This window comes from Alteripontixanthobacter muriae, assembly GCF_013336795.1.
GTDB classification, from domain to species: Bacteria; Pseudomonadota; Alphaproteobacteria; order Sphingomonadales; family Sphingomonadaceae; genus Pseudopontixanthobacter; species Pseudopontixanthobacter muriae.
In genome coordinates, this window is record NZ_JAAFZT010000030.1 from 22,720 (window position 1) to 36,308 (window position 13,589).

The following is a 13,589-nucleotide window of genomic DNA, read 5'->3' on the forward strand; positions in this document are numbered from 1 at the left end:
TGAAACACCAGTTCTTTCACATAAGTCGCCAACGCGCGCACATGGAACGATCCTGACAGACCGAGCCGATCCGGCAATGAGGTCCTGTATGCTGCCTCGATGTCGAAGCCGCTCGTTTCGAACTGCGCAATGTTCTGGGCCGTGGCGAAAATGGTTTCAATAGTCCCCGTCTCATCGCGGATGACGTTGCTGCAGGCAGTTGCGTCACCGAGCGAACAGGCGGCTGTCACGTCCGAGGGGCTGGGCGTAGCAATGGCGTTGTCGATCTGTATGTCATAGTAATCAACCGAGAGCCTCAATCCACTCATAAAGCCAGGTGAGAAAGATGCGCCTACCGTCCAGTTCTGACTCACCTCCGGAACCAAATCCGGGTTGCCGCCGCTCAAAATTGTCGCTTGAGGGTTGGGGTTATAGCCGGGATCATCCCGCCCGGCCTGATCGTTGTCCACGATTGGGCGCACGTTCAGAACACCGACGGAAAATAGGTTACTGATGCTGGGCGCTCTAATATCGCGAGAGCGCGTGGCCCGCAGGAGGAGGTCGTTAAACAGGCGCGCTGTCCCGCCCAACTTCCAGGACCAAATGCCACCGCTAAGGCTGTAATCTGAGTAGCGGGCGGCCCCGTTCACATCCACCTCGAAGCCGTCTGAATTCCAGACCGGGATGAGCAATTCGGCGAAGCCTTCCTTAACGTTGAAGCCACCTGCAAGAGGAGTGGTGAAGACGGGCAGGCCGAACACTCCCGCCGCATCGAGTTCGCCGTTTCTCCCCACCTGCTCTTCCCAGCGCGCTTCCGCGCCAACGGCCAATGTCACGGGACCCGCCCACAACGAGAGCAGATCACCCTGCAGCCGTGCAGCAGCGGAATCCAGCTTGGTGACACTACCCGCGAACTGTGTTCCTCTGACATAGTCACGTGCCGCCTGCGACGACGCTCCTACGCCAAAAGGGTTAAACGGCACGCATGACGGATCGTCGTTGGTCGGATCGGTATCCGCATTAACCGAGCAGACGATCTGGCCGTTGAATGTAGTAGAGTCCAGGGCACGATTGAAGTTTGCCGGAATGGAGGAGTTAAGAAATCTCTGCTCGCTGTCGATTTCGCCGTGACTGTAGTGCGCGTCGTACTCCCAGCTGCCCCCCAAAGTGCCTTCAATCCCAATTGCTCCCTCCTTGGTCTCGCGCACCGCATCAAAGGTCATGAAAAAGGTGTCGGTCAGAAGTCGTCCGATCAGCAGGCTCTCTTCGCCATTTGCAGCGAGGGTCGATCTGATGTCGGGAGAAAGAAAAGGGTTATCGGACGAAACGGAGAAGACCGGAGCAGAGAAATCGGGAAAGAACGGCTGGAAGGTCTTTGACCGTCCATACATGGCGTCGGCCCAAACGGTCGCTCCGCTTCCAATGTCAAACGTCAGCCGCCCATAAGTCCCAATGCGTTCCAGCGGATTGGCAACATACAGAAGGTCGTAGAGGCTGAAGAAATCAGCGTCAGTTGCTGGCCGCAGGCTTCCATCAGGATTGAATAACTGCCCGGCAAAGGTGCCGGCAAGCACGGTTCCCTGGCGGGTGATCGGTGCCAGATCGTTCACGTCGGGCTGCAATTCTAGCTGGCCACCACCTACACTGACAAGTCCCGCACCAAGCCAAGGGCGCTCGAGACGGCCGCCCGGGCCTATGCCCTTGTCCTTGACGTATTCACCGCCCACCATGAAATGACCTCTGCCGCCGGCGAACTCGGTTCCGAAAGAGCCGTCGAAGCCGTAGCGGAAGCCATCGCCGCGAGAGGAAATGCCCGATTGCGCACCAAGTGTCAGCCCCTCAAGGTTGTCATCGAGAATGATGTTGACAACGCCTGCAATGGCTCCGGAGCCCCAAGCTGCCGAAGCGCCGCCAGTGACCAGCTCAACTCGCTCGACTAGGTTCGTCGGGACGAAGTTCAGGTTGTTGTCACCGACAAAGCGCCGGCCATTCACCAATGTAAGCGTTCGGACAGCACCCAGGCCGCGCAGATCTACAGGTGCGGTGCCGCTGGATGTGTTGCCCGTCGCGGTCGATGGCGCAACTGAGTTGCGGACCTGCGGAAGCTCGTTCAGCACCTGCTGCAGGTTCACGCGGCCCGCCTGCTGGATCTCCGCATCCGCCAACATCGTCGTGGGAGTCGGTTGATCGAAGCCGGCGCGCTGAATACGCGACCCGGTGACCACGATCACATCCACGGGCTCAGCTGGAGCGTCTTCCTCCATTTGAACCGGCAACGGCTCCGCATCTGCCGCTTGTGCTAGCGCGGGAGTGCTAGCGACCAGCGCGCAGCTGGCAATTGAGCTGGCCAGCACTGTCCGAATTTTGAACTGCCTCAAGTACATGAATTCCTCCCGCTACATTCGCCTTGGGTGAAGAGTGCCGCTTTGAGCTTGACCTTCATCACATCCCGCGCAGAATACTTGGCGCTTTACCGAAGCGACTTTTCCCTTATGGCGACATTTTTGTCCCAGATGGGAGGTATGCACCCTATATAGAGAATGTCAATCCGAGGTGCGGTTCGTCTGACAGTCTGAGCTGCCAAAGAGACAACGGGGAGATAATGTGGGAATGCGTCGGTTGCGAAGGAAAGAAGCATGACGAATATCGCGTTCGCCTCTGCCGGCTGCGGAGCTTTCGAAAATTCTCTGCTGAGAAATGGGAGCTAGCGTTGAAAGCAGCCCACAACCTGGACAGGTTCGAGAAGAAGATCCTGCGCTTATTGCAGCAGGACGGTTCGCTATCGAACGCTGCCATTGCAGAAAAGGTCGGGCTTTCCCCCTCCCCATGTTGGCGGCGCATAGACCGGCTACAGAAGGAAGGCTTCATAAAGCGGAGAGTGGCACTGATCGATCGCAAGCTAGTCGGCCTGAACACTCAGGTGTTCGCACAGGTCAAACTGAACGCGCATGGTCGGGCGAATCTCGACGAATTTTCCGAAGCGATCAGGGCCTTCCCTGAGGTCCTGGAATGCTACGTGCTTATGGGGCCGGTTGATTTCTTGCTACGAGTTGTTGCACCAGACATCGAGGCGTACGAACGATTCTTCTTCGACCGCCTCTCTCAACTGTCAGGGGTCCAGGAGGTTAACTCGACGATTGCGCTGTCCGAGATCAAATCCACCACCTGCTTACCAATCACCTGACCAGAAGTAACTTTCACCTCATACAAAGCGTCTGCCGGTCGATCTCCTCTATATAAACGCAGGAAATCACCAAATCAGGTAAGAAAATTCTGCTGAACTCCGTGAAAAGGTCACAACCAACCCGGAGACCAGACATGCAAGCACCCGTCGCACATCTAACGTTTCCACCAGAAGCGGTTTACCAGCTTAGTGACTCTGATAGCGGCTTGGAGGCGGTTATCGTCCTCCACTCCACCCGCTTCGGACCTGCCGCCGGTGGCTGCAGAGTCTGGCGGTACGAAAATCGCCAAGCGATGAACCACGACGCTCTCCGGCTTGCGGAAGGCATGGCATACAAGAACGTGATGGCCGAACTCCCGCTTGGTGGCGGCAAATCCGTCATTAACCTCCCCATCGGTGATTTTGACAGATCAAAGCTATTCAGAGCCTTTGGTCGGAAAATTCAAGAACTCAAAGGTCAGTACGTTACTGCCGAAGACGTGGGCACCAGCGTCCGAGACATGGAAACCATTCACACCGAGACGCCTTTTGTTGCGGGGCTCACTCCCAAAGGCGATCTGCCCGGTGGCGACCCTTCGCCATGGACCGCGCTCGGCGTCTTCAAGTCGATGCAGACTGCGGCTCGATATAAATTCGGAAGTGATCTTGCCGGGCTTTCCGTCGCGGTTCAGGGGCTCGGGCACGTCGGCTCGGCACTTTGCGAGCTTCTTCATCAGGCGGGGGCTCGTCTCATAGTAGCCGAGACCCAAGCCACGCTGGCTGCAAACGTCGCCAGCAAATTCGGAGCTGAGGTGGTCAGCCCGAGTGCGATCCTTTCCGCCCAATGCGACGTGTTCGCACCATGTGCCATGGGCGCAGTCCTCACCTCCGAGAACATAGCCGCGCTGAAAGCGCGCGTCGTTTGCGGTGCGGCAAACAATATCCTGGCTACGGGGGAAGCGGGCGACATTCTTGCTGAACGCGACGTTCTATATGCACCCGACTACGTCGTGAATGCCGGTGGTATCATCAATGTATGTGCCGAATATTTCGGGTGGAGCGTTTCCGAAGTAAACGGCCGGGTCGTGGCGAGCGGCGAAAGATTAGCGCAAGTCTTCCGCCATGCAGAAGAAACCGGCTTGGCACCGCACCGCGCCGCCGACGCCCTAGCACGCGGTAAATTGGCGCTCGGATCGCGGGCAACCGTCGCAGCAGCCTAGTTGATGGCCATGACGATCAAGCTCACTGTCATTGGTGTAGCAAATAATGCCGCCTGTCGCGCCTCGTGTAATATTTCAACAGCTTAGCCGTCCCCACACCCCGGGCGCGTAAGGGTTGCAGATTGCGAAATGCGCGCCTGTTTCGCTCTCAGCCGCAGATGGAGATCACACGAAATAACACCGAAACTGGCGAACCCGAAGATCGGTGAATTTCTCAGCCTGCGACAGCTATGAAGATGCGTCACTAGGCCAGCACGGCCGGCCTAAAAATCATGTAACATTAACAAACGATTGAATGGTGCTCTTAACGCCCGTCGATGTGGAAGCTCGCTCACGCGAATACGCCATTTTTGCGGACGATGAAGTCCGTTCCACCTGCTCGAGAACACGAGTCTCGTTCGGGAAGGTTGACACTTTTCCGATTGAGCCCATGATGTCCCAATTAGACCTGCTCGGGTTAGAAAACGGCAGGGGCGAGATCGCTATAGCGGCGCGCCGCATCTTAGGGGAGAGGCTTAATGTACGGCTATTCGAACTACACTCATCGTGCGGCAATGCTGGCATCGACTGCGCTGCTGGCCATGGCAACGCCGGCTCAAGCGCAGGACGAAAGTGCACCGACGCCAGACGAGGGCGTGCTGTCGGCAGAAAAGGGGGAAGTCATCATTGTGACTGCCCAGCGCCGAGAGCAATTGCTGATAGACGTCCCACTGTCGATTTCCGTTGTCGGCGAGGAGACACTCGAGCGTCAAGTCGCTCGCAGCTTTATAGATTATGCGCAACTTGTACCCGGTCTCACCGTCACACAGGAAAATCCTGGCGAAACGCGCCTCATCTTGCGAGGCATAAACACTGGCTCAGCAGGCTCGACAGTCGCAACTTACGTCGACGACATTCCGTTCGGCGCCAGCGGCAGCCTTTCCAATGGCGCAATCTTGGCCGGAGACTTCGACACCTTTGACGTTGCTCGCGTGGAGGTGCTGCGCGGGCCGCAGGGTACGCTCTACGGATCGAATTCGCTAGGAGGTGTCCTAAAATTTGTAACAAATAAACCCGACACTGATCAGTTCGAAATGCGAGCTCAGGCCGGCGTTGAAGATACCCGATACGGAGAATTAAGCTACCTCGGCAACGCGATGGTCAATGTTCCACTAGGTCAAAGTTTGGCTTTTCGCGTCAGCGGCTTCTATCGGGATACTGGTGGATATGTGGGCGCACCCGCGCGTGGCGGAAGCGATGTCAATGGTAGTAAGAGCTATGGCGGCCGCGCCTCGCTGCTGTTCACCCCGACCGAAGCTCTTTCAATCCGGCTCATGGCGCTCCTCCAGAAGATAGAAACGGACTCGCCTTCGAGCTTCCAGGCCGATCCGCTCACTATGAGGCCATTAGATGCACTAACCGGGGCATTCACCAGTGAAGCTGATCGGACGCGCTTTGAGCGGATCGCAGAATTTAACGATCTCGATTATCGAGTTTACTCCGGCACAGCGGATTATGATTTCGGTTTCGCCACCCTGACTTCCATCACCAGCTACAGCGAGCAAACTCGCGATGAGCTTGGCGACATCAGCACCAACGCTGCTCGCGGATTGGCTAATGCAATTTACGCGCCAGCCTCCCCGAGCTCGGTCGGTCTTGCGTTTGAGAACGATGTTGAAGTCGAGAAATTCACGCAAGAGGTTCGATTACAGTCCGTCAACAGCGACCGGTTCGAATGGCTAATCGGCGCCTACTACACGGATGAGAAGACGGCTCTTATCCAAGAATTCTTACCTTTCGAATTGACGAGCCAAGCCTTCCTCCCAACTCAAGGATCGTTCGGTCCTTTCACGTTCGACCGTTTTGTCGTCTCGGGCATCGACGCGAACTATGAGGAAATGGCTGGTTTTGCGAATGCGACCTTCAAGTTTAGCGATCGCTTCGACGTGAGCCTTGGAGGCCGCTATAGTCATAATGAGCAGAGCTCGACACAGCAGGTTACCCAACTCGGTATGGGCGAGCCGCAGTTCGGCGACTCCTCTGAGGGCGTGTTCACTTATTCAGTCTCGCCACGCTTTGAGTTAAGTGACTGGACTGCGATCTACGCCCGCGTCGCCAAAGGATATCGGTCTGGCGGGCCCACCTTCATTCCTCCAGGCGCAAGTTCAGATTTCCCGACGGAGTTCGATTCAGATACCCTTGTTTCATATGAGGTTGGCCTGCGTACTCAGACGGTCGATGGCCGCTTCGCACTCGATGGAGCAGTCTACTACGTTGATTGGGAAAATATACTCATTATCAGTACTGCAGACAGTGCGGCTGGCCCGGTAGGTGTTAATACCAACGGTGGCCGCGCGCGAGTGAAAGGTGCAGAGCTGACCGCAACAATGCGTCCGACCCGCGGCTTCAACATTGTTGGCACCTTGGCCTATGTTGATGCCGAACTGCTCGACGACACTGTTCCCCCAGGTGGCGGCCTCAATCTTACGGGCGGCCTCGCAGGTGACCAACTCCCCTATACGCCAGAGATCAGCGCTAACATTTCGGCCGATTACGAATGGTCCCTCGGTAGCGACGTCGAAGCATTTATCGGGGGCAACGTGCGGCTCGTGGGCGATCAAACGGGCGGCTTCAACGCTGGCTATCGCGCGGCGTTCGGCGAACGTATCCGCATAGACGGCTACGAAACCGTTGACCTGCGCGCTGGAGTTAATTTCGGCCGCTTTACCATGCAGGCGTTCGCTCGAAATGTGTTCGACACTTATGGTGTGGTAAGCGCGGGAGGTTTCCCATTCTCCGTACCAGCCGATCTCGGCGGGAATGCCACGCCGTTGATCAACGTTTCGACCATTCGCCCACGAACTATCGGCCTTCTCTTTGGCGCTGGTTTCTGATGGTCAGGTTCATGCGGCGTTATCAGGTGCGGCTGCCTTCAGGTAGGAGGGAGTGCAGACGAGCTTCGTTCTTTTTTCAAGGGGCGGATGAGCGGGGCTGCTATGGCTGAGAACACGCTTTAGTATCGAATTTGGCCGACCGGGTGTTGCAGAGCCAAAGGAAGAAAGCGCGGAAGGCTGGTAACAAGCACGAGGCCTTAGTGCTAATGGCTTCGAGGACCCACCGCGCCCTCGGCGCTCGAAACGGTCGCGACTACGTCGCTAGCCGCTGACCTTCTCGAACGCTATGTCGCGTGCGCGACCGTTGCCAGCGTCAAACCCGGTGATGTTGCCTTGCGCATCGCGGCGGAACACAACGTCGGTGACCGGCAGCGTTCCGGAGAAGGTATCCTCGCCGGTGTACGTCAGCGCAGCCGGTCCGAACCGGCGATGCCGGATGACGAGTTGTCCGCCTTCGACACTGAGTTCATAGAACGTTTCGAGCTCCTCACTGAAGTAGCGTCCCTCGTAGTTGGTGAGGTCTACTTCGACCCCTTTTTCCACCACGCGTTTTCCGGAATGCTGCCCGTCCCGCTCAAAGGTGATCGACTCCACAGTGCCGCCGGCTGCCGCGTGGAAGGTGATCCGCCCGGGCGCACCAACCACTTCGAAGGTGGTCATGGAGGTCGGCCGCAGCGGGAGCGCCGGCTGCCCCGGTAGCGTTAGCTGCAGCTCACCTCCCTGCAGTTCCACCGTCATGAGTTGGCCCAGCGTCGTCATCTCGTATTTGCCGGCATAGCTCTGTAGCCTCGCAGCAGGCACATCGACTCCCGTCATGTGCTGACCGAAGAAGGTATTGGCTACGACGCCTGCAATGCCTCCGGGAACGCCTTGGTAGTTGCTGAACACGACGTATCCGGCGTCGAGATCGGGATAGTACACGAAGGTCGAGCTGTGCGCCAAGTCGTTACCGCCATGCTGCCACCGCCGCAGACCGCGCTTCGAGTCAAGAAACACCCCATAACCGTAGTTCGTCGGCTCTCCATCGTTGAGCACGAAAGACGTCGTCAACTCCTTGAGCACTGCCGGACCGCCCAACTCGCCGGTGTTCAGGTTGCGCATCCACTTTGCGACGTCCCCCGGCGTCGTGTAGATGCCACCCGCGCCCGCCGAACCATGGAGATCCCGCACTTCACGGAAACCGCCAGCTCCGGCGATGTACCCGGCCGATCGGTCCGGGATGATCTGGCCAGGATTTGCTCGCACCCATGTCTTAGTCATGCTCAAAGGCAGAAAAACCTCCTCGCGCATCCACTCCGCGAAGGGGCGGCCGGTGACACGTTCAACCAGGATGGTCGCAAGGGAAAATGCGGAGTTATTATAGTTGAACTCCGCACCGGGCTCGTTCTGAAGCTTCGGCTGCCGGTTGATCACCCTGATGACTTCGTCAGGGGCGATGTAATCACCCTCCAGCACCTGGCGCCCTCCGATGAGCAGAGTGTTGATGAACTCGCGGTAGCCGGTGGTATGCGTCAGGAGGTTGCGAACGGTAATCGTCTTCCCAAAGTCCTTGAGTTCAGGAATGTACTTCCGCACGTCGTCATCCATCGACAGCTCGCCCCGGGAGGCCAGCAGGGCGATTGCGAAGCCGGTGAACTGCTTTGACGAGGAGCCGATGTTGGTCGGCGTCTCTGCCGTGAACGGCACCGCGTAGGTCAGATTTGCGGCACCATACCCCTTCACGAACGTCAGCTTGCCGCCCTCGATCACTCCGACAACGGCGCCCGGGGTGTCCTCGTATAACTGGGCAGCAGCCTGGTCCACCTTGCCTGCTGGTGTCGTCGCAACCGGCTCCGAACGCGTGAGCTGCACACGCAGGGCGCCACCCTCGCCCGCCGTCGCGGGAGTGACCTCGACCAGATACCGCCCTTCCATATCCGTTGCGAATGCAAATGTCTCCGGGCCGCCTTCTCCAACCCGCGCAGCCTGCAACACACGCGTGCCTGCCGGATCGGTGATCGTCACCGTTGCGTCCACCTCGTCCTGATCCACCCGGCCAGAGACGAAATGGCTCTCCGGCAAATTCAACTCGTAGGTTAGCGTCTCGTCTGGGGCCAGCATCGTGGGCACAGAGGTTCCGACCTGCAGCTTCATCGCTTCTTGCGCGTGAAGGCCGCTGGTGCCGATGAAAAGGAGGGCGAAACTGCTCGGAAGAATGTAGGCTCTCATGATTAATCCTCGGTAGGCAGGACCGCCCCCGGGGGCGGAGGACGTCAGTGTGATCTGCTAAACTTCTGGAAGGTTCTAATTAGGATGCTATTGTCCTGATCGTAGAACGTCAATGCTACTCGCATAAAGGCAATCCAATGAGTCTGCAGTCCGTCCGTGCGTTCCTGTCCGCACACGCTCCCGATATCGAAGTCATGGAGACAGAGGCACGGACCGCAACCGTTCAGGAGGCGGCCGATGCACATGAGGTAGTGCCGGGGCAGATCGCCAAGACCCTCACCCTTAAAGTGCAGGATGAAATCATCCTCCTCGTGATGGGTGGTGACACGAAGATCGACAACCGTAAGTATAAAGACAGGTTCAAACAGAAGCCGAGAATGCTTGCCGCCGATGAGGTCGCGCAATGGACTGGCCATCCCGTGGGTGGCGTGTGCCCTTTTGGATTGCCACATGACATGCGGATCTTCGTCGATCGCACCTTGCAGCGGTTCGAAACTGTTCTTCCCGCCGCAGGTGCAGTGAACGCTGCGATTCGGATCGAGCCGGACCGCCTGGCTGAGCTTGTCGACGCACAGTGGGTAGACGTGGCCCGAGACTGACTGCGATACCTCGCAGTTTGCGCAAGAACCTGCCTGGACAATTCTATGCTCGGAGGCTGATGGACGGCGACGGAAAGCGCCGCCCTCTTCGCCTACTTCAATGCAGCAACAACCAAATCGGCTGCCTTGCCCAGCATTTCAGTTCGCGCTGCGGAACCGTGCAGTGCATGCGCGAGACCTTTGTAGACGATCAGCTCGCTCTTCTTGCCAGCATCCAAAAAGGCTTCAAGCATGAGCTTGGAAGGCGCGACACTGACCTCGATGTCAGTGTAACCATGGACCATCATGAAGGGAACGGAGATGCGATTTACATCCCGTAACGGTGATCTATGCGTAAGATGCGGCCCGGAACCTACCGCGAGCGCTGGAGTTTGCCAGCCGGCTATCTGATGGTTGCTCCTGATTATGCCGATAAGCGCCGGGATCTTGCCAAGAAGATCGGGCTCGGGCGTAATCCCAATCGAAAGTGCGGCCGGCGAAAAGCCAAATTCTGATCATGTGGCTGGCCGTTTGACATCCAAGCATTGGCCAGTTGCATAATCGATGCTGGTGATGACGGCCACCGTGCCGGCCCAACACTTGAAGCGGCGAACTCTGGCGGATAGGGCAGCGCGAAGAAATATTCGAGAAGGAAGGATTTACGTGAAGGGGTACAAGGCACCAGGATTTCAGGACAGAGTCGCTGCTTCAGCGCGTACAAAGAACGCCGCTCTGGAGGAACTGAAAGCCCGGCCAAAGCCTGATAAAGCGACGCTGGCAGAAGCAGCCACCCGGCAGAAGGAGCGAGAGGCGAAGGCTGCGGCCAAACGGGAGACCACAAAGGCAGTAAAGGCGGAAAAGCGTAGGGTCGATGAGGAACGCTTACTCAAAGCCGAACAAGAGAAAGCAAAGGCTGAGCCGCCCGTGCGAACCGAAGCAGAGAAGAAAGCTGCACGCGACGCGAAATATGCGGCTCGAAAGAGCCGCAAGTCCTGACCCCGGGAGAGCCGCGCAAGCGGCTGTCTAGGACCAACATGCGATATCTAGAACTTGGATTCGATCTTAGCTGCGGAGAGACCACAAACACCGGCCAGCAGGTCTGCCTGCTTGCCCTTCCTATCAGGTCAACCGCTAGCAGTTGACATGGCAAGAAAGAGCGAGCGCTCGCTCTCGATCCATTCGCGATTCACTTCGTACATCGGATCGGTAGGATCCAGCGCAGCGAGCAGCTCTTCCCACTTTTTCTGACTGGACGGGTTTTGGGGCCAGCAAACAAGCATAAGCGCTCTCCTTCTGTCCGCCACGTTACCGTTGAGCCCGCAAGTATCCACTCCCTCCCGCCACTGTCGGGCATTCGTTCTAGCAGCAGGGCTGATGTCCGGCGTTATGCTAAGTGAACCACGCCCTGCTGTGCCAATATCAGGTCCGGTAATTCGTCACATCGACACCATCCACCACCATGCGCGTCGGAATGTGCTCCTTGTTTGCCGACGGGTCCGCCGCCATCATCAGGTCAAGCAGCAAACGCCTGATTGTAGGGTTTCCTTTTTGTGCGAGCTCATGCGCTCTATGCATGAGCAGCTCGCTATTCGACATCCATCTTACCTTGCCACCCTGAGTAACACGCCTTTCTTCCTGTAAAATGCCCCACAGTAACTCAGACGGTCTGAGCGAATCCGCACTCTTTTCTTTGCGTCTTCTTGGAGGAGGTTTTTGCCCCTTCTTGAACTGGTGTTCGCGAGGAGGCCGCTTGTATCCGACGTCTGTTCGCTTTCCAGGCTGCAGTGGTTCTTGTTCCATCTGTGAGGTCTCCTTTCTTAAACTTGAGCAAGATCGCCGTTGATAAAGATGATTATCTCTTCCCTGCTTGAGCGAGCGAGTTTCGGGTATTTGGCGATCAGTTTGAGAAGATATGCGAGCGCTCGCACCTGGCCTCCCAAAGCAGCCTCTACTTCTGCGCGCATCACGCACTCAGCGCGGCTCATCGTGATCACCTCGCCGTCTTTCATGACCTTGCGGGGCTCCGCGCCTACTTTCAGCACGAGCTCCTCAAGAACTTCAATCTTCACTCGATGAGCATTGTGCGGCCGACGCGGCTTCTTGCATTCAGTCGCCTTGCCGCCCTTCCGCCGTACTGTGGAACGGCGCTTTGGCTTGGCCTCTCCTGCTGCATCATTTTTCATCTTCGCGGCCCTTCTCGCTGATCTCATCAAAGGTGCGCTGAAGGTGACTGAGCAATGCTTTCTTGCCGGTGTCAGCCTGCCACCTCTTCACAGCGACATCGACGTAATGAGGGTCGAGCTCGATGGCCGCAGCTCGCCTGCCGGTATGTTCGGCAGCTAGTAGAATCGTGCCGGAGCCTGCGAAATTATCCAGGACAAGACCCTTCTTCTTGGAGCAATCCCTGATGGCATCGGCAATCAGCGTGAGCGGCTTCACAGTGGGGTGAAGCGCCAGGAGCTCCTTACGCTCGGAACCACCTCCACTCAGACCCTGGTAGGACCATACATTCGTTCTATGCCGCCCCTTCTCACCAAGGCCGAAGTTGTTGATGTGCTTGGCAGAGCCGTTCTTCATGACCCAGACGAGTTCGTGCTGGGAGCGGTAGAACGAGCCCATTCCCGCCGTTCCCTTGTCCCACACTATCAAGTTCTTCTGCTCGGCATAGGAGCTGGTTGCGAGAACCATCTCGGCCGTGTGGCGCCAGTCCATGAAGAGGAAGTGGATCGAACCTTCGTGGCTGAACGCAATGAGATGCTCAAAAGCTGCGCTGAGAAAGCTTGCGAACTCGGTGCGAGACATTTCTCCTGATGCCATGACAAACTCGCGGTGCTTGCCCTTGCCCACACAGTGGCCGCCGATCTTGACGTTGTAGGGCGCGTCTACAATCACGAGTTGCGCTTTTTCATTCCCCAGCACTCTGCGGTAGCTCTCCTCCTCGAGCGAGTTGCCGCAGTAGAGACGGTGCTCGCCTAACAACCAGAGATCGCCTTCGCGCGAAGTGGCCGGCTGTGATCGATCTGGTTCAAGCGGAGTATCGCCAGGCGCTGTGCTCAAGGTGTCGAACATGATTTCGATCTCCTCCAGCTCGAAGCCCGTTGATGTCAGATCGAAGCCCGGATCGAGTAACCGGATTGCATCGTGCTCCTGGGCAAGCATTTTCCGGTCCCAGGTGCCTCCGATCTCTGACAGGCGATTATCGGCGATGATGTAGGCGCGCTTCTGAGCCGGGCTCATATGGCTGAGACAGATGGTTGGAACATCCTCCATTCCCATCTTTTCCGCAGCAAGCAGCCTGCCGTGTCCTGCAAGCACCTGATGATCCTCATCTACGATGATGGGATTGGTCCAGCCGAAATCGCGGATGCTGCGTGCGATCCGTTCCACCTGCTTCGGGCTGTGAGTGTTTGGGTTTTGTGAATACGGCTTGAGGGTCGTTCGGTTGCGGTAGGTGACAGTGATTCCGTTAATCTGAGGATCAGAAGGTTTGGTCATTTGGGCTCTCCGTCGAAGACATTGTTCATGTCCTCACCAGAAGGCGCATGGCCTAGCCGACTCGGACTCCCAG

Annotated in this window: 11 protein-coding genes and 1 pseudogene; 6 read left to right on the top strand and 6 right to left on the bottom strand. The window is 57.3% G+C overall.

All coding sequences use genetic code 11. The features are described 5' to 3' along the window. A partial coding sequence (locus G7A66_RS09285; RefSeq protein ID WP_174295411.1) for a TonB-dependent receptor plug domain-containing protein occupies nt 1-2,357 on the bottom strand: 2,357 nt, incomplete at its 3' end. Between the two features lie 332 nt (nt 2,358-2,689). Between G7A66_RS09285 and G7A66_RS09290 the strand changes: the two genes are divergently transcribed. The 3 genes from G7A66_RS09290 (at nt 2,690) to G7A66_RS09300 (ending at nt 7,235) form a co-directional block, all read left to right on the top strand. After that, a complete protein-coding gene (locus G7A66_RS09290; RefSeq protein WP_232366790.1) occupies nt 2,690-3,163 on the top strand; it encodes an Lrp/AsnC family transcriptional regulator in 474 nt (157 codons plus the stop codon). 134 nt (nt 3,164-3,297) lie between these two features. After that, complete coding sequence (locus G7A66_RS09295; protein WP_174295413.1) at nt 3,298-4,362, top strand: Glu/Leu/Phe/Val family dehydrogenase; 1,065 nt, start codon at nt 3,298-3,300, stop codon at nt 4,360-4,362. 518 nt (nt 4,363-4,880) lie between these two features. Beyond that, nucleotides 4,881-7,235, top strand: coding sequence for a TonB-dependent receptor (locus G7A66_RS09300; protein WP_174295414.1), 2,355 nt, complete (start codon nt 4,881-4,883; stop codon nt 7,233-7,235). Between the two features lie 261 nt (nt 7,236-7,496). Here the strand turns inward: G7A66_RS09300 and G7A66_RS09305 are convergent, their stop codons facing one another. Continuing rightward, on the bottom strand, nt 7,497-9,443 hold the full coding sequence (locus G7A66_RS09305; RefSeq protein ID WP_174295415.1) for a serine hydrolase: 1,947 nt from the start codon (nt 9,441-9,443) through the stop codon (nt 7,497-7,499). Nucleotides 9,444-9,580: 137 nt separating this feature from the next. On the opposite strand from G7A66_RS09305, the gene G7A66_RS09310 reads away from it, so the two are divergent. Beyond that, the gene (locus tag G7A66_RS09310; RefSeq protein WP_174295416.1) at nt 9,581-10,042 is read left to right on the top strand and encodes a YbaK/EbsC family protein; all 462 of its coding nucleotides are present in this window, start codon (nt 9,581-9,583) and stop codon (nt 10,040-10,042) included. A 92-nt stretch (nt 10,043-10,134) separates the two neighbouring features. Here the strand turns inward: G7A66_RS09310 and G7A66_RS09315 are convergent, their stop codons facing one another. Further along, nucleotides 10,135-10,329 carry an alpha/beta hydrolase gene (locus G7A66_RS09315; RefSeq protein WP_332310528.1) on the bottom strand — a complete coding sequence of 65 codons (195 nt, stop codon included), beginning with the start codon at nt 10,327-10,329 and terminating at the stop codon, nt 10,135-10,137. Nucleotides 10,330-10,380: 51 nt separating this feature from the next. Here G7A66_RS09315 and G7A66_RS13970 point away from each other — a divergent pair. Both G7A66_RS13970 and G7A66_RS09320 read left to right on the top strand, forming a co-directional pair. After that, nucleotides 10,381-10,536, top strand: a pseudogene (locus tag G7A66_RS13970) (MucR family transcriptional regulator); the annotation flags it as partial. Between the two features lie 148 nt (nt 10,537-10,684). Continuing rightward, nucleotides 10,685-11,017, top strand: a complete 333-nt coding sequence (locus G7A66_RS09320) for a DUF6481 family protein (protein ID WP_174295417.1) — start codon at nt 10,685-10,687, stop codon at nt 11,015-11,017. A 423-nt stretch (nt 11,018-11,440) separates the two neighbouring features. On the opposite strand, the gene G7A66_RS09325 is transcribed toward G7A66_RS09320, so the two are convergent. From G7A66_RS09325 to G7A66_RS09335, 3 genes are read right to left on the bottom strand one after another with little or no spacing between them, the layout of a single operon-like run. After that, nucleotides 11,441-11,821 carry a DUF5681 domain-containing protein gene (locus G7A66_RS09325; RefSeq protein WP_174295418.1) on the bottom strand — a complete coding sequence of 127 codons (381 nt, stop codon included), beginning with the start codon at nt 11,819-11,821 and terminating at the stop codon, nt 11,441-11,443. Nucleotides 11,822-11,838: 17 nt separating this feature from the next. After that, the gene (locus tag G7A66_RS09330; protein ID WP_174295419.1) at nt 11,839-12,204 is read right to left on the bottom strand and encodes a DUF5681 domain-containing protein; all 366 of its coding nucleotides are present in this window, start codon (nt 12,202-12,204) and stop codon (nt 11,839-11,841) included. After that, nucleotides 12,194-13,516: a site-specific DNA-methyltransferase gene (locus G7A66_RS09335; RefSeq protein WP_174295420.1), complete on the bottom strand. Its 1,323-nt coding sequence runs from the start codon at nt 13,514-13,516 to the stop codon at nt 12,194-12,196. The genes G7A66_RS09330 and G7A66_RS09335 overlap by 11 nt, the downstream gene beginning before the upstream one ends. Nucleotides 13,517-13,589 lie beyond the last annotated feature (73 nt).

What these genes read in the sequence shown, in the direction of transcription:
- G7A66_RS09295 (WP_174295413.1), top strand. Translation starts at nt 3,298, where the DNA reads ATGCAAGCACCCGTCGCACATCTAACGTTTCCACCAGAAGCGGTTTAC.
- G7A66_RS09300 (WP_174295414.1), top strand. Translation starts at nt 4,881, where the DNA reads ATGTACGGCTATTCGAACTACACTCATCGTGCGGCAATGCTGGCATCG.
- G7A66_RS09305 (WP_174295415.1), bottom strand. Translation starts at nt 9,443, where the DNA reads ATGAGAGCCTACATTCTTCCGAGCAGTTTCGCCCTCCTTTTCATCGGC.
- G7A66_RS09310 (WP_174295416.1), top strand. Translation starts at nt 9,581, where the DNA reads ATGAGTCTGCAGTCCGTCCGTGCGTTCCTGTCCGCACACGCTCCCGAT.
- G7A66_RS09315 (WP_332310528.1), bottom strand. Translation starts at nt 10,329, where the DNA reads ATGATGGTCCATGGTTACACTGACATCGAGGTCAGTGTCGCGCCTTCC.
- G7A66_RS09325 (WP_174295418.1), bottom strand. Translation starts at nt 11,821, where the DNA reads ATGGAACAAGAACCACTGCAGCCTGGAAAGCGAACAGACGTCGGATAC.
- G7A66_RS09330 (WP_174295419.1), bottom strand. Translation starts at nt 12,204, where the DNA reads ATGAAAAATGATGCAGCAGGAGAGGCCAAGCCAAAGCGCCGTTCCACA.
- G7A66_RS09335 (WP_174295420.1), bottom strand. Translation starts at nt 13,516, where the DNA reads ATGACCAAACCTTCTGATCCTCAGATTAACGGAATCACTGTCACCTAC.